The 22,939-nt window shown below is 48.4% G+C and carries 16 protein-coding genes; 13 read left to right on the forward strand and 3 right to left on the reverse strand.

Going from position 1 to position 22,939, the window contains the following annotated elements:
* Positions 1–45: 45 nt before the first annotated feature.
* Positions 46–1,260 carry an amidohydrolase gene (locus tag EI981_RS05175; RefSeq protein WP_126996032.1) on the reverse strand — a complete coding sequence of 405 codons (1,215 nt, stop codon included), beginning with the start codon at positions 1,258–1,260 and terminating at the stop codon, positions 46–48.
* A 49-nt stretch (positions 1,261–1,309) separates the two neighbouring features.
* On the reverse strand, positions 1,310–2,533 hold the full coding sequence (locus EI981_RS05180) for an amidohydrolase (RefSeq protein ID WP_126996035.1): 1,224 nt from the start codon (positions 2,531–2,533) through the stop codon (positions 1,310–1,312).
* Positions 2,534–2,664: 131 nt separating this feature from the next.
* Here EI981_RS05180 and EI981_RS05185 point away from each other — a divergent pair, with 131 nt between their 5' ends.
* Together EI981_RS05185 and EI981_RS05190 are read left to right on the forward strand one after the other, a co-directional pair.
* Positions 2,665–3,546 (forward strand): LysR family transcriptional regulator, encoded by an 882-nt coding sequence (locus EI981_RS05185; protein ID WP_126996037.1) that lies wholly within the window; start codon positions 2,665–2,667, stop codon positions 3,544–3,546.
* 244 nt (positions 3,547–3,790) lie between these two features.
* Positions 3,791–7,771 carry a carbohydrate-binding protein gene (locus EI981_RS05190; RefSeq protein ID WP_227011701.1) on the forward strand — a complete coding sequence of 1,327 codons (3,981 nt, stop codon included), beginning with the start codon at positions 3,791–3,793 and terminating at the stop codon, positions 7,769–7,771.
* A 161-nt stretch (positions 7,772–7,932) separates the two neighbouring features.
* Here EI981_RS05190 and EI981_RS05195 read toward each other — a convergent pair whose 3' ends face one another.
* Positions 7,933–9,519, reverse strand: coding sequence for a sensor domain-containing diguanylate cyclase (locus EI981_RS05195; RefSeq protein ID WP_126996039.1), 1,587 nt, complete (start codon positions 9,517–9,519; stop codon positions 7,933–7,935).
* A 150-nt stretch (positions 9,520–9,669) separates the two neighbouring features.
* Between EI981_RS05195 and EI981_RS28940 the strand changes: the two genes are divergently transcribed.
* The 11 genes from EI981_RS28940 to EI981_RS05245 all read left to right on the forward strand — a co-directional run bounded on the left by EI981_RS28940 (position 9,670) and on the right by EI981_RS05245 (position 22,816).
* Entirely contained in the window at positions 9,670–9,840 is a 171-nt protein-coding gene (locus EI981_RS28940) for a hypothetical protein (RefSeq protein ID WP_162616090.1), read from the forward strand.
* 113 nt (positions 9,841–9,953) lie between these two features.
* Complete coding sequence (locus tag EI981_RS05200) at positions 9,954–10,397, forward strand: GNAT family N-acetyltransferase (RefSeq protein ID WP_227011702.1); 444 nt, start codon at positions 9,954–9,956, stop codon at positions 10,395–10,397.
* A 197-nt stretch (positions 10,398–10,594) separates the two neighbouring features.
* Positions 10,595–11,665 carry a mannonate dehydratase gene (gene uxuA, locus EI981_RS05205; protein WP_126996042.1) on the forward strand — a complete coding sequence of 357 codons (1,071 nt, stop codon included), beginning with the start codon at positions 10,595–10,597 and terminating at the stop codon, positions 11,663–11,665.
* Positions 11,666–11,907: 242 nt separating this feature from the next.
* Positions 11,908–13,224, forward strand: a complete 1,317-nt coding sequence (locus EI981_RS05210; RefSeq protein ID WP_126996044.1) for an ABC transporter substrate-binding protein — start codon at positions 11,908–11,910, stop codon at positions 13,222–13,224.
* Positions 13,225–13,282: 58 nt separating this feature from the next.
* Positions 13,283–15,364 (forward strand): alpha-glucuronidase family glycosyl hydrolase, encoded by a 2,082-nt coding sequence (locus tag EI981_RS05215; protein WP_126996046.1) that lies wholly within the window; start codon positions 13,283–13,285, stop codon positions 15,362–15,364.
* 150 nt (positions 15,365–15,514) lie between these two features.
* A complete protein-coding gene (locus EI981_RS05220; RefSeq protein ID WP_126996049.1) occupies positions 15,515–16,474 on the forward strand; it encodes a carbohydrate ABC transporter permease in 960 nt (319 codons plus the stop codon).
* Positions 16,471–17,313, forward strand: coding sequence for a carbohydrate ABC transporter permease (locus EI981_RS05225; protein WP_126996051.1), 843 nt, complete (start codon positions 16,471–16,473; stop codon positions 17,311–17,313). Before EI981_RS05220 ends, EI981_RS05225 begins: the two co-directional genes overlap by 4 nt.
* 105 nt (positions 17,314–17,418) lie before the next feature.
* A complete protein-coding gene (locus EI981_RS05230; RefSeq protein ID WP_126996053.1) occupies positions 17,419–19,146 on the forward strand; it encodes a sensor histidine kinase in 1,728 nt (575 codons plus the stop codon).
* 206 nt (positions 19,147–19,352) lie between these two features.
* On the forward strand, positions 19,353–20,972 hold the full coding sequence (locus EI981_RS05235) for a response regulator transcription factor (RefSeq protein WP_126996055.1): 1,620 nt from the start codon (positions 19,353–19,355) through the stop codon (positions 20,970–20,972).
* A gap of 46 nt (positions 20,973–21,018) precedes the next feature.
* Positions 21,019–22,098: a Gfo/Idh/MocA family protein gene (locus tag EI981_RS05240; protein ID WP_418789040.1), complete on the forward strand. Its 1,080-nt coding sequence runs from the start codon at positions 21,019–21,021 to the stop codon at positions 22,096–22,098.
* A gap of 460 nt (positions 22,099–22,558) precedes the next feature.
* Positions 22,559–22,816 (forward strand): hypothetical protein, encoded by a 258-nt coding sequence (locus EI981_RS05245; RefSeq protein ID WP_126996059.1) that lies wholly within the window; start codon positions 22,559–22,561, stop codon positions 22,814–22,816.
* The last annotated feature ends 123 nt before the right edge of the window (positions 22,817–22,939 follow it).

Raw genomic sequence — 22,939 nt, forward strand, 5'->3', positions numbered from 1 at the left:
GAAACTGCCAGGGGTTAACGCCCTTGGCAGTTTCTTAATTTGTATTTACAGTTCGCCAGATACAACTTCTCCTTGGTACATCGTAGCGATCCGCTTCGATCTTCTAGCCACCGCTTCTGCGGAGCAGGAAGCGGTGGCGACGACGAGGCTCGCTTCATCCCCAACTCGCGGCCAGACCTGTTCCCCTTGATAGTTAAGCGGGGTCTTCCCGCCGGTAATATACGAGAGCGTCTTAGCCAATGCGCGTTCATCCACCCAGCCGGACACCTCAGCCAAGCGGCCAGCCCGTTCCAGTATGTCCCCATTGCCGAAAGGCGACCAGACATCAAAGATGTTATCGCAGGCGACGGCGACCGATACGCCCTTCTGATCCAATAGGCCGACAGGTGGGAATTTCCGGTCGATAGGTACACTTGTTATAATCGAGATTCCTGCGTCCGCTAGAATTTCAGCCATTGCTTCAGCTTGAGCAAGGGTAATATCTCCAAGCGCATAGGCATGGCTTACGGAAACTTTGCCCTGCAGGCCAGCTTCCTTCGTTAACTGAGCTAGTCTCTTCATGGTGAACACACCCAAGTGATCAGGATCATGCAGATGAAGATCAATTCCGGCATTGCCCTCAACGGCCAGCTCAACCATAAGCTGTAGCGATGCTTCGATATCTCCGTCCACCGTTGCCGGGTCCACCCCGCCGATGAAGCTTGCCCCTTGGCGCAGCGCCTCTCTAAGCAAATCTTTGGATGCAAATAATCCATGCTGCGGGAAGGCGACGATCTCATGCGTTAGTTTACCTTCAAAGGTAATCAGAGCTTCCTTCACCGTCTCCAAATTCTTAAGACCCATTTCTGGGTAAATATCGACATGGGTGCGCACATGAGTAACGCCGGATCTCTGATAAATATCGAGCAGCTTCTCTGCGCGTTGTAAAGTAGGCGTTTCCACTGCAGGGAGGGTTTTCTTTTCGATTTCTAGTCGTTCGAAAATACTTCTTACGGGAGTAACAGCTCTCCACCGGTCACCCAGCAGCGTCTTGTCCAAATGGCAGTGCTTCTCGATGAAGGAAGGTAGGATCAGCATCTGCTTAGCATCCTTTTGCGGCAGACCATCATGGATGACCTCGCTGGAAGGTATAATCTTCGCGATGATCCCGTCTTGAATCAATAAGTGGAATAGATCTGTTCGTGTACCCGTGACAACGCCCTGCTCTGTCTCAAAGCCGCTCTCCAGGCGGGCATTCGTCAACCAAAATGTTGAACTCATCTTTGTTCATCCTCTCTTTGTCATTCAAATTTATCTGGATATGGATTGATTATAGTGAACCGGTTACCGGATTTCCTTGATGGATGACAGCTACTCTTCTCGCTCGTCGTGCAACTGCTTCTGCGGAACAGCTGGCATCTACGAGAACGAGATTGGCAGCATCGCCGACTTGCGGCCATACTTGTTGTCCTGTCTCATTAAGTGGGGTAATGCCCCCGGTAATGAACTTCAGAGTTTGTCCCAGTGACCGTTCATCGCTCAGATTGAAGTGTTCCGCCAATATTCCGGCCTTCTCCAGCACATCGCCCTTCCCGAACGGGGACCAGTGATCAGTGATGCTGTCATCGCCAAGCGAGACATTTACACCTTTTTCATGTAAAAGAGGGATCGGGATCGTCCTTCCTAGTGGAACTGAGGAAGTGATGGATATCCCTTGATGCGCAAGCAGTTCCGCAACCTCTGCGGCTTCTTCATGCGGGATGTGGGCCAGAGCCAAAGCATGGCTGAGCGTCACTCTTCCCTGCCAACCCGCTTCTTCGATTAGTGCGGCCAGGCGTTTATAGGTGAAGATGGCGAGATGCCCTGGATCATGCAGATGCAGATCGATATCCGCATCGGCTTCAACGGCCAGCTCCATGATCGCCTGCAACGACTTCTCTATATTCTCATCAAGAGTTGCGGGATCGACGCCGCCTACGAGGGAGGCTCCATTGCGAAGCGCTTCCCTTACGAGGGGGACAGAGCCACTGCGCAGCAGTCCATGCTGTGGAAATGCGACGAATTCGATGGAAGCTTTATCTTTGTAAGCCTCTGCTACTCTAAGCATTGCTTCCAGATTTTTTAGGCCGATGACAGGATCTACATTGCAATGTGAACGAATATGCGTTGTACCCGATTGAAGCAGCAAGTCAAGTAGCTTGCCCGCCCGTTCCTCTGTCACTGGCAGCAAGCGTGGGAGCAGCTCCTGCTCTTCCTCCAGTCTGGTCAGGATCCCCTTCCTAGGAATCGTTGGCGCTTTCCAGGGGCCGCCATAGTACGTCTTATCCAGGTGAATATGCATATCCCTGAATGCGGGGAGCAACAGATGCTGATGCGCCTCCCGCTTAGGCAATTGAGTTTCCAGCGGAGTATCGGCCGGAACAATTGCCGATATGAGTCCATCGCGAATTTGAATGTGAAAAATATCGGTCGCTGTACCTGTAATTGCGCCGCCTTCGCAGCGATATCCAGTTTCCAGGCGCACGTTCGTAAGCCAATAGGCTTGATCGGCCATTCTTATCCGCCTCCTCTGGTTTTTGTATACCCATATGCTAACATAGAGATAACTATATGGATAATATTAATAAAGTTATCTTTTTGAAGGATTATCATATACTCAAATTTTGCTTAAGGGAGATATAGAGAATGGATATTAGGCAACTACGTTATTTTATTGCGATCGTAGAAGAGGGGAAAATCTCTGCAGCAGCGAATCGGCTTCATATGTCTCAACCGCCGTTAAGTCAACAGCTGAGAGCGATGGAGGAGGAACTTGGCTCACGGTTAGTGGAGAGAGGCGGGAAGTTCCTGGAGATGACAGAGGCGGGCAAGGCGCTATATAAATATGCTCTGCAAGTGACGCAGCTTATGGAAGAGGCCAAGCTGGAAGTGAGGGAGGTAGGCAATGGCGTGAACGGAAGGCTGACGATCGGGATCAATACCTTCTCGGTGGATGGCTTACCGGATATTTTGCACCGTTTTAAAGAGCTGTACCCCAAGGTCACCTATAAAATCCAGCAAAATGAGTCATCTCATCTATGCAAATTAGTGGAGGAGCGTATCGTCGAGCTGGCGATTATCCGCTTGCCGCTGGAGCTGGAGCATTTCTCCGTTCTGCATCTTCATACTGAGCCGTTCTATTTCATTACCTCCGCGCAGCGGCCACCGTATGAACAGGAAGAGGTCTCTCTTGCTGACATTCAAGCTTGTCCGCTTATTCTACCCAGTACCGAAGGGCTGGGTGTGTATTATTCCATCCTGGAGTCCTTCTCCCGGCATCAACTGCAGCCGAATCTCGTTGGGGAATGCTCGGATGTCCCCTTGCTGCTCGATCTGGTGACTTCCGAGTTCGCAGCTTCGATCGTTCCCGAGACTGTTCTTCGCCGTCATCCCGGATATCCGATACATGCCTATGAGATCACTGGCAATGGCCTGTCCACTTCTGTCGGGTTGATCTGGAACAAGCATCATTATTTGTCCAAGGCGGCACAGAACTTCGTTGATATGTTAAGAGACGGAATCTCGTAAGTCAGATTAGGTTAATATTACGATTGGACAAATCCATAGAATTAGACATAACAAGTGTTGAATTGGACCTTAAAATTTCCAAAATGTAGAATTAAGATTAAATTGCGCCAATTATTCTTGCGGAAAATGGAGGGGTGATAAAGCAATAAACCATAGTTTCGGAAGCGCTGTCAATTGAATTCGATTCATGTAGTGTCCGGAGTGAGTGATTTACAATATTACTCTGTTAGGAGGAAGGAACAAGATGCGAAATAGGTTTGTCGCTTGGTTGTTGATGGCCTCTATTATTTTCTCAGCCTTCTTTTCCAGTATCGGACTTCATATCGAAGCTTCTGCTGCAACAGGTCCGAACCTTGCAGCGGGCAAGAGTGTAACCGCTAGTGGCTATGCAGATGTATACGTGGCTAGTAATGCTGTAGATGAGAATCAAGGAACCTACTGGGAGAGTACGAATAATGCATTTCCGCAATGGATCCAGATTCCTCTTGGCAGCTCAGTGGACGTTGAACAGGTTGTGCTTAAGCTTCCGGCTGGCTGGGAGACAAGAACACAAACCTTGTCCATTCAAGGCAGCACGAACGGCACGGATTTCTTCAATCTTTCCAATTCAGCAGATTACACATTTAATCCCGTTACAGGCAATTCGGTCACGATCGATTTCCCTTCAACGAATACGCAATATGTAAGAGTTCATTTTACAGCAAATACAGGCTGGCCAGCGGCTCAATTGTCTGAGGTTGAGGTGTATGGTGCTTCCGTACCGACGGCGAAATCGATCCCGGGCAAGATTGAAGCTGAAGCTTGGGACGCCATGTCTGGCGTGCAAACAGAGTCCACCTCTGATACTGGCGGTGGCTTGAATGTCGGCTGGATCCATACCGGAGATTGGATGGATTACTTCGTTAATGTTGCAGAGTCGGGAACCTATACGGTTGAGTACCGCATCGCCAGCAATACGAATACAGGAGAAATCCAGCTGCGCTCTGGGCAGACGATATTGGCTACGACCACAGTTCCTAATACGGGAGGTTGGCAAAATTGGCAGACCGTTACGGCGACGGTGACGCTAACTCAAGGCCAGCAGACGCTGCGCGTGTATGCCGGCGGGCCTGATTTCAATCTGAACTGGATTAACTTCAAGCCGGGCAATACGGGCACGGAGCCGCTGACGGCACCTGTCAATTTAGCATATTCACAGCCTACGCCTGGAACGATATTGTTAACCTGGAATGCCTCTACAGGAAGTACAGGTGCTCAGAGCTATGAGATTTACGCAAACGATCAGCTTAGAGGTACAGTGAACGGTTCAACTCTTACTTTTACGGATAACCAGCCTTCCATTGCTACTGTCACATATTATGTCATCGCTAAGGATGCTGCGGGCAATTCTTCACCGCGGAGCAATACCGTTACACGTGTAGGTGAAGTGGTCTCCAGCAGCAATCTGGCTCTGAACAAACCGATTACTGCCTCTTCAACAGTTCATACATTTATTGCGACCAATGCTAATGATGGAGACACGAGTACCTATTGGGAAGGAGCGCCGAACTCTTATCCAAACCAATTAACCGCCAGTCTAGGCGCGAATGCGAATATTACCTCGATTGTACTGAAGCTGAATCCATCCTCTGCATGGGGTACCCGGACACAGACGATCCAGGTGCTCGGACGGGAGCAGAATGCTTCCGGCTTCGTCAACCTGGTCTCAGCAGCGCCGTACACTTTCAATCCAGCTACAGGCAATACGGTGACGATTCCGGTTACAGCAACCGCCGCGGAAGTACGTCTCGTCTTTACGAGCAATACGGGATCTTCGGCTGGGCAGGTGGCAGAATTTCAGATCTTGGGTACGCCAGCCCCAAGTCCGGATCTTACGGTCTCCGGTTTATCGTGGAGTCCAACTTCGCCGAACGAGACTGCACCAATTACTTTAACGGCTGCCGTTAAGAATGTCGGAACAGCATCTTCGCCAGCAACATCGGTCAACTTCTATTTAAATAATATCTTGGCGGGGACAGCTGCCGTTGGCACATTGGCTCAGGGCGCTTCTCAGAACGTATCCGTCGATATAGGCGCCAAGACCGCTGCCTCCTATACGGTTAGCGCCGTCGTTGATGAGAGCAACACGGTTGTGGAGTGGGACAAGACGAACAACAGCTTGGTGAGCCTGGCGCCTCTGGTTGTAAGCGAGGTTCCAAGCTCCGATCTTATCGCAGCAGCCCTCTGGTCGCCGGGTAATCCTAGTGCTGGGGATACAGTAACCTTCTCTGTCAATCTGAAGAATCAGGGCAATATCGCCAGCTCTAGTGGTGCACATGCCGTTACACTTGTGCTGAAGGATAGCTCGGGGAATACCGTACGCTCCTTAACCGGAACATATAATGGCAGCATATCAGCAGGAGGATCGGCTAATGTATCGCTGGGCACGTGGACCGCTGCAAATGGCAATTATTCTGTGACAGCTACGGTTGCTGCAGATGCTAATGAAATTCCAGCGAAGCAAGGTAATAATGTTAGCACCAGCGGGTTGTACATTGGACGCGGCGCGAATATGCCGTTTACGATCATTGAGGCGGAATCGCCTGCGAACAAGACGAACGGAACGATTCTAGCTCCGAACTCCAAGCCTGGCGACTATGCAGGTGAAGCTTCTGGCCGCTCGGCGGTCTACCTGGATAGTACGGGGAAACATGTAGAGTTCACATTAACCTCCCCGGCTAACGCATTTGTGCTTCGTAGTTCCGTGGCCGAGAATACAACAGGAACCGTTAGCATTTATGCGAACGACGTGAAGAAAGGTACCTTTACGGTAACTTCCAAGTACTCTCATGTATACGCAACCCCAAGCACACTGGGTCAGTTGGGATATGACAATCAACCAGGGTCAGGTTTGACTGCCTACTGGCTCTATGAGGATTCACAGTTGCTGCTGAATGAAGTGTTCCCTGCTGGAACGAAGATCAAGATCCAGAAGGATAACGGAGACGTACCATGGATCTATGTCGATCTATTGGAGACGGAGAACGTCGCACCGCCAGCTACCAATCCTGATCCTAGCAAATATGTCGAGGTGTCTGCCAGCAAGTCCATTGAGCAGGCTCTGAATGAATTCAGACAGGATCAGACGAAGAAGGGAATCTTCATCCCCGCAGGCGAATGGACGATCAATAGCAAGATATTCCTGTATGGAAGAGCGACGGAGATTATTGGCGCAGGCCCTTGGCATACGAAGCTGGTAGCTCCGAAGAATCAGACCAATACCGATGTCGGCTTTAATATTAGCTCTACGGCGGACGGATCTACGATTCGAGATTTATCCGCATGGGGGAACTACGTCTACAGAGTGGACGGACCCGGCAAATTTATTGACGGCAACGGAATGAAGAATGTGACCCTTCAGAATCTTTGGGTCGAGCACTTTATCTGCTTGTATTGGGGAGTTAACTCTTCCCATAACACATTCAAGGACAATCGGATCAAAAATATGTTCGCAGACGGGATCAACATGACGAATGGTTCCTCCTATAATGTGATCGACAACAATTATGCCCGGGGAACTGGGGACGATTCTTTTGCTTTGTTTAGTGCGATTGATGCGGGAGGTTCCTATAATGTCGGCAACAAGTACACCAACTTGACGGCAACCTGCGTTAGACGCGCAGCGGCATTTGCCGTATACGGAGGTTCCGACAACCTGTTCCAGAACCTCTATGGCGCGGATACGCTGACTTACCCGGGAATTACGATCAGCAGCTTGAGCTTCGGGTACAACACCTTAGGCTTCGGGGACAAGGATACGGTGATTGACGGTGTGACCTTGGACAGAACAGGTGGAGATTTCTGGACCAGTGTGGGTGCGGACGACAAAATTAACGAATACCAGAACTTCGGGGCTATATGGTTCTTTGGGGCAGACAGAGCTTTCAAGAACATTCTGGTCAAGAATATTGATATCAACAATCCAGTATACTTCGGTCTGATGTTCCAGACGAAATCGCCGGAGAATCTGGCGATGCAAAATGTTCGCATTGAGAATGTCAACATCAACAATCCAAGTCGTTACGGAATCAAGCTCGTAGTCAGTGCGGAGCAAGGGCAAGGTCCGGTCGTCGGCCAAGCAAGCTTCACGAATGTGAAAGTGAATAATCCGGGTGTTCGCGCGATTTATGGCGAGGATAAGAGCCCGAACTTCACGGTGAACAGAGTAGCGGGCAATAACTGGTGATTGCTCTATCGCACGGCTAATATCCGGGGGGAGGAGCCGGGAGCGGTTCAGTTCGGGTGGAGGTAATTACAGCAGGGATGACATATAGAACAACAGGTGCAGCGCGAATTTTGCGCTGCACCTGCATTTTTAGGCTCGAATATCTTGATATACACTAGTGGTCAAACTTCCTGTAATTCCTTGATCGTAAATACAGTAGTCTGGTTCCTACCGTTCTCTTTGGAATAGTATAGTGCCTCATCCGCCCGCATCACCAACTGCTCGGCGGATTGGCCATGGGCCGGAAACGATGAGATGCCTGAAGAGACCGTAATCGATTGGCCTGTCGGACTTATCGTTGAGGCAAGCTGCTCGCGCAGCCGGTCTGCTAGTGCTTTGGCTCTGTCCAGTCCGCCATGCCTGATCAAAATACCAAACTCCTCACCACCGTAACGGCAAGCCATATCCCCGTTGGAGAAGATCTGTTGCATCTGCTGTGCCAAATAGCGCAGTACGTCATCACCGACGACATGTCCATATGTATCGTTCACCTGCTTGAAGTGGTCGATATCGAACAGAATTAGAGCAAAAGGGATCTTGCTCTCTATCCAGTCGGCGATCAGGCTGTCGAATCCTCTTCGGTTGACAAGGCCAGTCAATTCGTCAATGTTCACTTTATGCCTCAAATAAGTTAGATCCTGATTCATGCTCTGCAACGCTATTTTGACGCTTCGCGACAATAGACTGACCTCATAATAGGAGGAATGAATGTCCGGAATGTTCTCGGCAGGCATGGGATTCAGGATAGCTTGGTCTGAGAATTGTGCCAGTGTATTCAATGGCTTGGCGATCCGGCTTGCGATCCACCAGCCAAGGACCAGAATCAACAACAGGAATGGCATTGCATGTAGGAGCATCCTATAGACCAACTGTTGCAACGGTTCATTGATTACCTCGTAAGGAGTCTGTGAGACGATTCCCCAGGAACTGTTTGGCTCATATGCATAGCCTACTAAGAAGACATTACCTGGAGAATTCGTGACCTCCTGGGAACCGCTTTGGCCCGAGATAACCTTCTGTACGGCTTCATTCTTAATATGCTGCCCCACCCGCTCTTGCTCCGAATGAAAGATCAAATCTCCCTTTTTATCTACCACATACACGTAAGAACCGTCCCCGAAAAAATGCTTCTTAAGCGTCGTGCTCAGCACATTTTCTTCCTCCAGATAGATCGTTCCCCCTACGAATCCTTTATAAGTCCCATCATGATCTACGATAGGTGCTGACACCAGAATAATCAGTCGACCTGTTTTCGTCGTACGGTAAGGTTCGGAGATAAAGGGGGTCTTCGTGATTACAGCTTCTTCGCTTTGCTTGGAGTTTAACTTGTCCCCAATGGATATTCCAATGTTATGCGGGCTATAAGCCTGCACTACCCGATTAGCATCTGCAATGACGATAGAGTTGAAATATTCGCTATTAGCCTGATAGAGATCATCAATCATTTGATGATTCAGCTCACTCTCACGCACGGACATGGAGGCAATCATTGCAATGTTCTCCTGCATCGTCTTCAATAGCTCATCTGTGTTGGAAGCCAGCTTTTTAGAATAGGACTCATTCTTATTCAAATAATTGTCGATCAAGGAAGTACGGTTAACCTGTAAAGCAGATGTAATGCTGGTTAACATCGTAAGCAAAATGGCTGCAATGACTAGTAATGAAATGGTGAACCGGAGAGTAATTCCTTTTTTGATAATTGGTTTCAATGCCTCATCCCGCCTGCTGAATTATGATGTAGAGGACAATCAAGCCCTGAGTTATAACACATTATATAACAGAGCGCATGCCAGGAATATAGCCAAGGCAAATTCATGTTATTATGGAAGCAGATTCCCGAAATGGAGGAGGGCCCTTGAATGAGGAACTGGTTCGCCAAGAATAAGGAGGACAAGCTAGCTCAGAAATGCTCCCGATGCAAGCAGGCGAAGAAGCTGATATTTTATGCGAATAACTTTGGGGTGGTCAGAGGCCTGTGCAGTCAGTGTAGAAAAGAAATCGGCGACAAGGAGGAGCTGTTTCCGATATAGGGAGCGTTTGTTTCCTGCGGTAAAACGGAGAAGCATCCATTTGATTCCAACAAATCCGTCGAATATAATAGATGAACGGACATGTCCATCAAATACTAACGAAGAGGTACAGAATGATGATTAGAAAAATGGAACAAAAAGACAGCGAAGCTTTCGTTGAAATGTCCAATGAGTTCTATCACTCAGATGCGGTGCTACACAGCATTCCCGAGAGCTTCATTCGGAAGACCTTCGACGAGTTAATGGCCGGCAGTCCTTATATTGACGGCTATATCTTTGAGTGCGATGGCGAGGAGGCGGGATACTCCCTGCTCTCGATTACTTATTCGAACGAAGCTGGGGGCCTTGTTGTCTGGGTGGAGGAAATTTACATTCTTCCGAAATTCCAAGGTAGAGGCATCGGCAAGGAATATATGGACTTTATCGAAGAAGCCTATAAGGGAAAAGCAGCAAGAATCCGTCTTGAGGTTGAGGAAGCGAACGAACGCGCTATCAATATCTATAAGAACAAAGGGTATAAACAGCTCGACTACGTTCAAATGTACAAAGGGAAATAGTACTGCTAAGACGTTGATATTACATACGTCTCATTAGAACAGGGATCATCCCCAAAAGCCTTCCATTGGCTTCGGGATGGTCCCTGTCTTGTTGTAAATTCTGTTGACTTACCCGCCTCAGGGAACAATAATAGGCTTAAGCAACAATATGTATTATCATTTTTGCACACGTGAACATTATTAAGGAGGAAACAATCTTGAAGATGACATTCCGGTGGTATGGGCAAGGCAATGACTCGGTGACGCTGGATCAGGTACGGCAAATCCCGGGTGTAGAAGGTATCGTGTGGTCGCTGCATGATTTAGCTGCTGGCGAAGAATGGCCGATGGAGCGCATCATGGCTGAGAAAGCTTATATCGAGAAGCATGGCTTTCACATCGATGTCGTAGAGAGCGTGAATGTACATGAGGATATCAAGCTTGGACATCCGTCACGCGACAAATATATAGAAAATTATAAGCGCACGATTGAGAAGCTCGGACAGGCCGGCGTTAAAGTAATCTGTTACAATTTTATGCCGGTATTTGACTGGACGCGTACGGATATGTTCAAGGAATTGGAGGATGGTTCGACAGCGCTTTTCTTTGAGAAAGCGATTGTAGACAACATCGACCCGTTCGAACTGGTACGCAGAATGGCGAGCTACACTTCGGAACTAACTATGCCAGGCTGGGAGCCGGAGCGCCTGCAGCATTTGGGTGAGCTGTTTGAAGCCTACAAGCAAGTGTCGGAAGAGGATCTGTGGGCAAACCTTCAGTATTTCCTGCAGGAGATTGTCCCAGTAGCTGAAGCCAGTGGCATTAAAATGGCGATTCATCCCGATGATCCTCCTTACTCGATCTTCGGCTTGCCGCGCATTATTACGAATAAGGAGAATATCGGTCGTATGCTGAATCTCGTTGACAGTCCGTCCAATGGCTTGACGATGTGCACTGGTTCCTTGGGTTCAAGCCGTGATAATGATGTCGCTGATATTATCCGTACCTATGCGGACCGCATTCCTTTTGCTCATATTCGCAATGTTCGAGTGTACGATAATGGCGACTTCATCGAGACCTCGCATCGGTCCAAGGACGGCTCCGTTGATATCACGGATGTTGTTAAGGCTTATCATGAGAACGGATTCACCGGTTATGCTCGTCCTGACCATGGCCGTCATCTGTGGGGAGAGAAGTGTCGTCCAGGGTACGGGCTGTATGATCGTGCACTAGGCATTATGTACTTATGGGGTGTGTGGGATTCCCTAGAAAGAGAGAAGAATCGGTAATTTGAATCATCCGTCTCCCGACAGAATCTGATCGAAACCTTCAATCAGGATAGATGTCGGGAGTTTATTTGGAATATATTACATTTCAAATCCTATTAATTACAGATATTCGTATCCTTATGAGTTATTTTCGGGCTATTTTAAAATAAATCGTGGATCATTCTTATATGAACCTTCATCTTGAATTGATAATATAAAAACGCAGCAAGAAATTATTGATTCAAAACAGGAGGGGTTTAAAGATGTTCAAATGGAAGCGTTTCCTGACCGTTTTGGCAGCAACAACTCTGCTGGGATCGCTGGTTGCCTGTGGTGGCGGAGGAGAAGCAAAGAACAACACGCCATCAGACAAAGCTGGCGATTCAACAGCGGCGGCAGGGAATCAGCAAGTAAAGCTTCGCATTATGTGGTGGGGTTCACAACCACGTCATGAAGCGACATTGGCAGCATTAGAACTATACACAAAGAATCATCCTAACGTTACATTTGAACCTGAATATTCCGGTATGGACGGTTACTTGGACAAGTTGTCTACACAGGCAGCAGCCAAGAACGCACCGGACGTCGTTCAATTGGATCCGGGCTGGGCTCCAGACTGGGCGGCACGCAGCCAGCTTGTTGAGCTGACCTCGGAAGTTGATGTAAGCAAGATTGATCCGAAGTTGCTGACCGGTGGACAATCCGGTGGCAAACAATATGCGGTTCCACTCGGATCGGTAGCTTATGGAATGATCTATGATAAAGCCGCGATGGACAAGCTGGGCATCAGTAATCCTCAGAATGGCTGGACTTGGGACGACTTCTTCGCTTTGGCTAAGGATTCCAAGTCTAAGCTTCCAAGCGGTCAATACTTCACCAAGGACTTTGCCGGCGATTACTTTGCTTACTCTGCATTCCAGTATAGCAAAGGCAAAGGTCAGGTTATAACAGATGACGGCAAATTCAACATTGATCAGGATACTTTCCTGGAGTGGACGAGAAAGTTCGAAGAGCTGCGCAAGGAAGGGATCGTGCCTCCAGCGGACGTGAACTCTTCAGATAAAGAATTTGACCCGCAAATGGACCTGATGGCCGCAGGCAAAATCCTGCTTCGTCTGAGCTTCTCCAATAACTACGGTTCTTGGGACAGCTTGCATCCAGGGGCATACTCCTTGGTGACGATGCCTCGTTCGGAAGAAGCCGGCGGTTGGCTGAAACCATCCATGTATTTAGCTGTAACGGAAGGCACCAAGTATGAAGCTGAAGCGAAGGAATTCATCAACTGGTTCCTGAATGATCCAGAAGCAGCGAAAATTCTGGGTACGCAACGTGGATTGCCTGCGAACAAAGACAATGCTAACGCGCTTGAAGCTAGCATGAGTGATGTCGATAAAGTCGGTCTGGAATTGTTGCGTGCAACCGAGCCAGACGGACAAACCTGGTCTGCAGGTGCTGGTGGCTGGACGAACTTCATCGATAAGGACTGGCTACTTGTCCGCGATCAGCTCAGCTTCAACAAGATTACTCCAGAGCAAGCTTTTGACCAATTGAAAGATGCTTCTAAGGCATACGAAAAATAATATAGAGCTGGAGCCCGGGACGATTCGTCCCGGGTCTTAGCATTAGGAGGACTACCCTATGAGTACACCTGCATTTCCACATCCAGGGGACGGCTATCAGGCCTGGCTCGGGTATCGTAGAATACCATCTGCTGATCTACGCGAGCAGTACTTGCCATATAATCGCATCATGATAGAGGAACATGCGGAGCGTGACGTGATCATCCAAGCTGCCATCGCTGAGCTGACCCGGGGTCTTGAAAGGATGCTCGGTCAAGCTCCTGCAGTATTAAGCAGCCGAGAACAATCTCCATGTGTTGCGCTTGGGATCTTTGGCAGCAGTGCTGTGATTGATGGAGCATTTCAGGAAGGGACTTCCTCGAGGGTTCGCGAGGAAGGTTATGTCATTCGAACAGACAACTTGACTGGCTGCATCGTGATCGGCGCGGTATCTTCCGTCGGTATTCTATATGGAGTCTTCCATCTGTTGCGTTTGCTTAGCACGGGCGCTGCTGTTGACGGTCTGGACATACTAGAGAATCCAGTTAATCCATTGCGGATGGTCAATCAATGGGACAATATCGACGGCAGCATCGAGCGTGGCTATGCCGGTAAGTCGATCTTCTATGCAGACAACAAGATTACGAGCGATTTGGAGCGGATACGCGATTATGCGAGGCTGCTTGCATCTTCCGGAATTAATGCGATCTCTATTAATAATGTTAATGTTCATAAATATGAGACGATGCTGATTACACCGGAATATCTGCCTGATGTAGCCAGAGTGGCTGATATTTTCCGCGCTTACGGCATCAAGCTGTTCCTTAGTGTGAACTATGCCAGTCCGCTAGAAATTGGCGGACTTACTACCGCCGATCCGCTTGAACCGGCTGTACGCGATTGGTGGCGCAATGCGGCATCTGATGTGTATGCAGCGATCCCTGATTTCGGTGGCTTCCTGGTGAAGGCTGACTCGGAGAATCGTCCGGGACCGTTTACTTACGGGCGCAATCATGCTGAGGGAGCGAATATGCTCGCCGAAGCGCTTGAACCCTATGGCGGCATCGTGATCTGGCGCTGCTTCGTCTATAACTGCAAGCAGGATTGGCGCGACCGGAAGACAGATCGGGCGCGGGCTGCTTACGATCATTTCATGCCGCTGGATGGACAGTTCAAGGAGAATGTTATTCTGCAAGTGAAGAATGGTCCAATTGATTTCCAAGTTCGTGAGCCAGTATCTCCGCTGATTGGCGCGATGCCTGCGACGAACCAGGTGATTGAATTCCAGATCACACAGGAATACACAGGACAGCAGCGCCACGTATGCTATCTTGTTCCGCAGTGGAAAGAAGTGCTTGACTTCGACACCCATATCAAAGGCGAGGGCTCGACAGTGAAGCGTATTGTTGACGGCAGTCTGCATGGAAATCGTTACAGCGGTTTTGCTGCTGTATCTAATATCGGCAATGATGCTAACTGGACCGGTCATCTGCTGGCGCAGGCGAATCTGTACGGTTACGGCCGTCTGGCCTGGAATCCAGAGCTGTCCTCGGAGCAGATCGCAGAGGAATGGATTCGTATGAGCTTCGGCAGAGAGGCAGACCTAGTTGATGCAATCCTGCGGTTATTGATGGATTCCTGGGGGATTTACGAGGCTTATACCGCTCCGCTTGGCGTAGGCTTTATGGTGAGTCCGAATCATCATTACGGCCCGGACGTCGAGGGATATGAGTATTCGATGTGGGGAACCTATCATTTTGCCGATTGGCAAGGGGTCGGTGTAGACCGGACTCAAGCGACGGGCACGGGGTATACCACGCAATATACTGGGGCAAACTTCGATATCTATGAGTCGCTGGACACTTGTCCTGACAATCTGCTGCTCTTCTTCCATCACGTGCCTTATACACATGTGCTGCACTCTGGCAAGACGGTCATCCAGCATATCTATGATGCGCACTTTGAAGGGGCAGAGCGGGCTGCCGAGCTTACGGACAGATGGGCGAAGCTTGCGGATCGTATGGATGAAGGGCTATATCAGCAGGTGGCGGCTCGCCTTGCCGAGCAAGCCGAGCACGCCAAGGAGTGGCGCGACCGGATCAATACGTATTTCTATCGCAGATGCGGCATTGCTGATGAGCAAGGTAGAGAGATTTATTAATTTGCATAGTTTCCAAATATGAAGGAGAAGCGTAAATGCTTCTTCTTTTTTTCGTTATATTTTGAAAGATTTCGAGGATTCCTCTCCTTTAGTCCCCATTGGGGCGCCTATATACTTAATATATAAATTGACTACAAGAGGTGAGCACATATGAAAAGTTCTACGGCCGTCACCGCAGCTGCGGTCAAGACTCCTAAGAAACGCCGTCCTTTTCTAAGTAGATGGAACGCCCCCATCGCAGGCTATTTATTCATTTCGCCTTGGCTGATCGGATTCTTCTGTCTTACGGCATATCCGTTATTTCTATCCTTGTATTATTCCTTTACAGACTATACCTTAATGGAACCTATCAACTGGATTGGACTTAAAAATTACGATCAAATCTTTACTGCCGATGCGAAATTCGTACAATCTGTTAAAGTCACCTTCATGTATGTGCTGGCTTCCGTTCCGCTTAAGCTGATCTTCGCCTTATTGGTTGCGATGGTGCTTAACCGGGCGATTAAGGGGATTACCTTCTACCGCACGGCGATCTATTTCCCTTCGCTGATCGGCGGCAGTATTGCGGTTTCGCTCTTGTGGCGGAATATTTTCGGCGTAGACGGTGTGTTCAACAAGATTATTGCCGTATTTGGTATTGCGGGGAAGGGCTGGATCACGAACCCGGATACGGCGCTCGGAACGCTGGTACTGCTGAGCGTGTGGCAATTTGGCTCGACGATGGTTATTTTCCTGGCGGGGTTGAAGCAGATTCCATCCGACCTGTATGAGGCGTCCGGAGTGGATGGCGCGAACAAGTTCGTACAATTCTTCAAGATTACCTTGCCGATGCTCTCGCCTATCGTGTATTTCAACCTGATTATGGCAGTCATCAACTCATTCCAAATGTTCACCTCCGCGTTCGTCATTACGAACGGAGGACCGATGAACTCGACATATGTCTATGCTCTCTACTTATATGAACGTGCATTTAGTCGTTATCAATTAGGCTACTCTTCTGCTCTGGCCTGGATCATGCTCATTATGATCGTCGCGGCTACACTTATTATCGCAGGTACCTCGAAATACTGGGTATTCTATGAAGAAACAGGAGGGAAGAAGAGAAAATGACAAAACAATGGAAAGCAACCTTCCGTCATATTTTCATGATCCTGTTCAGCTTATTGATGGTATATCCAGTCCTTTGGTGGATTGGGGCGGCATTGAAAGACAACACAGAGATGAGCTCGCCCAATATATTTCCATCCGTGCCTCAATGGAGCAACTTCACAAAAGGCTGGAATTCGGTGCCGGGACATTCCTTTACTGATTTCTATCTCAATACCTTCGGGCTTGAAATTGCCGTGTTGATCGTTACGTTACTATCTTGTACGCTTGTGGCATTCGGATTCGGCAGATTGGATTTTCCACTTAAAAATTTCTGGTTCTCTCTGCTAATGCTGACGATTATGATGCCTGGACAAGTACTGATTATCCCGCAATACGCTTTGTTTCATAAATTGGGCTGGGTGAATACGTACCTTCCGTTCATCGTACCCCACCTTCTTGCAACAGGTGCTGGCGGAACTTTCTTCGTCTTCCTGCTGATCCAGTTCGTGCGAGGGATTCCGAGAGAGCTGGATGAATCGGCCAAAATAGACGGCTGTAGCTGGTTCGGCATCTACTGGCGGATCGTTATGCCGCTGACGAAGCCAGCGATCGTAACCGTTATGATCTTCTGCTTCCTGTGGAACTGGGATGACTTCCTGGGGCACTTACTCTATATCAACTCTGTTGATAAATATACAGTAGGCCTAGCTCTGCGGATGATTAACGATTCCCAATCCGCTCAGGAATGGGGGCAATTGTTGGCCATGTCGCTCGTCTCTATCGTACCTGCTACACTCGTGTTCATGTTCCTGCAGAAACACTTTGTTGAAGGTATTGCTACGACTGGAATTAAAGGATAAAATGAAGGGCATCATCCCTATGCTTACATGCGGTAAAGCGATGAACAGTTTTGTTCGCTGCTTTACCGCTCTTTCTCATTTCGTGATTGGAGGAAGTAGACTAGCATGACTAACCCTTTTAAGAAATTCAGGATCGACCGACTCTTCTTCTATCTGTTCTCGGCTGTGATCGTGATCATCATCGCTTTGATTGCTTGGACAAGCTATAGCATCTCATCGAAGGCGCTGGTGCGGACTACCTCACACTACCAGCAGCAGTTGTTGGATGAGCTGAACAATGAGATTACGACGCGGCTCCTAACGATCGAGCAAGTCTCACTATCGACCTCCCGCGACTATGAACTGATTACTTTTCTTATGAACAAAAAGGATGAATATGATCGCTACCGAAGATATGTTGGCGTACAGAATGCACTGGCCAATTTGACCTACTCGATCCCTTTGATACAGGGGATTGATCTGTATATGGACCGCCCTTTTCAAGGTGAAACGAAGTACTACATTCAATTTCGGGATATTAACGATTTGAATAGGCAGGAATGGTCCCATGTTTTGGATAAAAATGATTTCGCCTGGAGTAGTGAGCATGAAGTGACCAGCTTTCAGGGGGACGTTCCCGTGCTTAGCTTCGCCCGGAAGATTATGTACGATGATAACTTTCTAGGGGTCCTTGTCATCCATATCAAAGCCGAGGAGATTCGATCTCTATTGTCAGGGAATACTGCCGGTTCGAACCGGATGATGACGAATTCGGCGGGCGAGCAGATTGTGAAGATCGGCCATGTACTGAATCAGAACGAGTTGTCCAAGTGGATTGATCTGAAGGATCAGCAGTCCGGTTATGTTCATATTCGCGCCAACTCGAATGTAGGCGATTCTCTGCTAGTGTATTCCAAGCTGGACAATTCCAATTGGACTCTAATCGAGATGACGTCCTGGAACCAGATTACACAGGACAGCTTCAGGTTGGCCGAGGTGATCGCGCTAATTGGTATTGCTGCCGTCCTGATCGTCTTGCTGCTGACACACTATATTAGCAGACAGTTCACGAAGCCGATCAAAGAATTGGTGGCAGCGATGAGAATGTATTCAGTAGAGGGCAATAATGTGGAGTTGTCTGCTGATTATGAGAATGAATTCGGTTATCTGTTCTCAGGTTACCGTAAGCAAAATGAACGGATTGAGGAGCTGTACCAGTCCGTGCAGCTTCGTTATGAGCAGCAGCGCAAGGCAGAGATTGAGGCGCTGCAGGCTAATATTAACCCTCATTTCCTCTATAATATGCTAGATCAGTTGAATTGGATGGCGATTGAAGCCGGACAGGATGAGCTCAGTCGGATCTTGGAACTGATGGGCCGCATGTTTCGAATCGGCTTGTCCAATGGAGACACCTTCATTACAATTGGCGACGAATTGGAGCATATCAAGAGTTATCTGGAGATCCAGCAATTGCGCTGGGGTGGAGGGTTGCAATACGCGATAGATGCACCGGTCGAGCTTCGGCCATTCTTCATTCCGAAGTTAACACTTCAGCCTTTTGTAGAGAATTCGATCGTTCATGGCTTCAATAAAAGGCTGCACGGCTATGTCCATATCAAGCTGACAGCCTATGAAGATTCGCTATTCATTATCATCGATGATGATGGCAGCGGCTTAACCCGAGCGGTTGATGAACAGCAGAAGCGCCGTACCGGAGGCTACGGCATCCGCAATGTCAGAGAACGGATCGCTGGCTATTTTGGCGAGGAATATGGAATCACTCTCCGTGATCGGGAAGTGGGCGGGACCAGAGTCGAGATTATCCTCCCACTATTAACGAAGCCGCCGGCTTAGGGTACCTCTCATACATTTCGGTTTATTTTTAAACAAATCGTGCATCTCTCTTATACCCATGGGAGATGCCGATAAGTAATATAATATTTGAAAGCGGTTTATTTACCGCTGACCTTCTTATAAATCTTTCAGTCTAGAACTGAATTATATAGCGGACTTTATACCCTGATACATGAATCTTTGTATAGCTTAAGGAGGTAAGTATCGTGCGGAAGATCGCCATTATTGATGATGAACGCCAGGTGCTGCAAGGGATGAAGCGGGTCATCCCTTGGGGGGAGCTGAATGCGGAGTGGGCCGGAGAAGCGCTGAATGGACAGGACGGACTAGAGATGATCCGGGAGACACAGCCGGACATCGTCATAACGGATATCTATATGCCAGTGATGAGTGGACTGGATATGATCGAGCATTTAAGAAAGGATGGGTTCGGTGGGAAAATTATCATCCTGAGCGGATACTCTGACTTTGAACATGCGAGGCAGGCTCTACGCTTCAATGTTAGCGATTATGTGTCGAAGCCGATCAGTGTTCCTACATTAAAGAGCGTCTTATATAAAGTCATTCAAGAGCTTGTTGAAGAGGAAGAGAAAGTCAATATCCAGGTGGAGCTTAAACATAAGCTGATGATCTATGAGCCTTTTATCGAGAAGGAGTGGGTAAGATCTGCCGCAGTAGGTACGCTTAACCGTTACTATCAAGATGGCGCCCATCTGCCGGAGGCTTATCAGTATTGGGCTGATTGCAGTCATGCGGCGATTGGTATCGATCTGGTTCGTGATGGTCGGGCGAATGAGTTATCCGTGTCCGATTGGAATTTGTTTCGCTTCGCCATCAGCAATATTGCCTGCGAAGTCGCGCGAAAGGTATTTCCCATTATCGAGTATACAGAGCTTCATAGTACGAGGGCCGTGTTGATTATCCATCCCAAGCGTGGCAGCTCCTGCGAGCAGTTGGAGGATGGGTTGAGGGAGCTTGGTGTCAAGCTGATCGACAATGTCAAGAGCTACTTAAGGCTAGCTATTTGTGTGGGAATCGGAAGGATACGCGGGGAGTGGACGAAGCTGCCGGAATCGACAGAGGAAGCATTTCGATCGATCGATCGCCGAGAACAGAGGATGGTCCCTTCCTACGATTTGTACAAGTATAAAGGACAGATGAGAGAAGATTCGGAGCAGGTTGCTCTGTTCCCGGTTAAGTTCTCCTTCAAGCTGGCCAATGCTATGAAGACGGTTCAGGAGGCCGAGGCGCAGCAGATCGTTGCCGAGTATATTGAAGAGCTTGGTAAGCAGGATGGGATCTCCAAAGATTATGTGCAGATGCTAGGCAGCGAATTGTGGGGCATCATGACCTATTGCTTGTATGAGGCAGGTATTTTCCTCGACGATCTATTCACGAATGACCAGATTGCCAAAGAACTGTTAACGTTATACCAGCCCGAACAGCTGGCGGAATGGCTGTCAGCAAAAATCTCACTGATATGCAACAGCCGGCAGATGAAAGGAAGCAGCAAGCATAGACAGGTTGTCGACTTCATGACCCAATATATTCATGAGCACTATGCTGAAGATTTGACGCTTGCCGATTTGTCAGACAAAGTGTACATTTCCCGGAATCATTTATCGATCATCTTCAAAAATATTACCGGCGAGACCTTCAACAACTATTTAACTCGGGTACGGATGGAGAAGGCACGTGAGCTGTTGCTGGAACGGAATTTGCTCGTCTATGAGGTAGCGGAACAGGTTGGCTATAAGAATGTTCCTTACTTCAGCACGCTATTCAAGAAGGTTACGGGAATGAACCCAACAGAACTCATTAAATAAAGAGGTAGCAGAGATAAGCAGGAGGCTTATGTCAGGAGGGGAACTATTGAAACCGGTGAAATTCAGTATTATTGGCGGAGCCGGCTTCCGCGCGCAGTATTATCTCAGAATTGCTCAGACGATGCCCGAGCGGTTCCAGGTTAGCGCCACGGTCGTCAGGAATGAGGCTAAAGCGCTGGAAATGGAAAAGAAATGGGGCGTATCAACCTATCGGACACTGGATCAGATGCTGCAAAGCGAGAGCCCGGATTTTATCGTCGTATCCGTAAGCGGCAATGAAGGTCTGAATTATCTGTGCAGACTGGCAGAGGAAGGGATTCCGGTATTGGCAGAGACACCACCTGCTCCTGATCTGGAAGGACTGGAACAGTTGCATGATAAGCTGCTTGCTACTGACATACGTATTCAGGTGGCTGAGCAATATCAGTTCCATCCGATCCAGGAAGCACGCCTAGCTTTGATCCGATCAGGGAGACTAGGCAGAATTACAGAGACAACGGTATCAATATCTCATCTGTATCATGGCGTAAGTCTTATCCGTAAAATGCTGGGGATCTCATTTGAAAATGTGAAAATTCGAGGGATGCGATTCGAATCCCAGTGGGTTGGTGGACCGACACGCGAAGGGAACCCGACAGAGGACCGAATGATGCCACTCCAGAGAGACTTGGCTTGGCTCGATTTTGGAGATCGTCTTGGAATATATGATTTTACCAAGGACCAGCACCGCTCCTGGACGCGTTCGAACCATTTGTCTGTCAGAGGGGAACGAGGCGAAATCTTCGACAGTCGCGTTCTGATTCAACAGGAATCGACGATACCGCTCCAATTGGAGCTGAAACGGATTAACAAGGGGGAACTGGAGAATCAGGAAGGCTATTTCCTGAAAGGGATTTTGTGTGGGGAGAATTGGTTGTACGAGAATCCGTATGCTCCGGCCAGATTATATGATGACGAGATCGCTATTGCCCACTGCTTACAGAAGATGGCTGATTATGTAGCCGGTGGACCCGAGTTCTACAGTGTGGCGGAGGCATCGCAGGATCATTATCTCGGCATGATGATCGAGAAGGCGATATTATCAGGTGAGGTTGTCGAGACCCAGCATCAGCGCTGGGCTAGATAGAGGATCGGATCAGTGGAGAAACGGCGGACCCAACCTAGACGAGAATCCCGATAATTGGGCGAAGTATACAGAGATAGATGCCTAATCACTAGGGGCAATAGCGGAATATGATGGTGTGTACTCTTAATCAAGGAGGGATACACGTTGGGTGAAGTAGTTGGTGGATCAGGCTGTGGACCTGGAGTTGGCGGATTATGGACTTCGACTGGAGCGATCTTAGTTCTATTTATCTTACTGGTAATTATTACAGGAAGTTTTTGTTTCTAATTCAACATTGACACGTTACTCTCTAATAAACAGGCTAAGTTATAAGCAAATATGGAAGCGCCGGAATAAGAGAAGCCTGCTAACCTTAATGAGTTTAGCGGGCTTTTTTTACATATTAATGATCTCGCATATTGATTATCTTGCTGGAAGAGGCATATAATACAAACATATGTTCCTGTAAGAGGTGAGAGTAATGTTAAATGATCTGGAACGCAAGGTGCTTCGAATTCTGTACAACTTCTCAACGCAGCGGCGCCGAATGCCAACGAAGCCTGAGTTAGAACGCACGACTGGCCGTCAATACCGAGATATTAAATCCGCTCTGGATGTGTTAGTACAGGAGAGGTATATTTTCTGGCCGGATAACCCTCGACTCGATACGATTGTGATCCTGGAAGGATGGGAACGGGATGCATTTATTCCTAAATCCAAGCCAACTATATTTGAGTAACATGGATTCTCTGGACTATCGCTAGCGGTAGCTAATGAAGGTAGAATCGGGATTAAGAATTGCAAAACCAAAATGTATTGTATATGCTTGTTTCATCTAGAAACTGTTAGCTCCAATGAGATT

It is taken from the genome of Paenibacillus lutimineralis (assembly GCF_003991425.1).
GTDB classification, from domain to species: Bacteria; Bacillota; Bacilli; order Paenibacillales; family Paenibacillaceae; genus Fontibacillus; species Fontibacillus lutimineralis.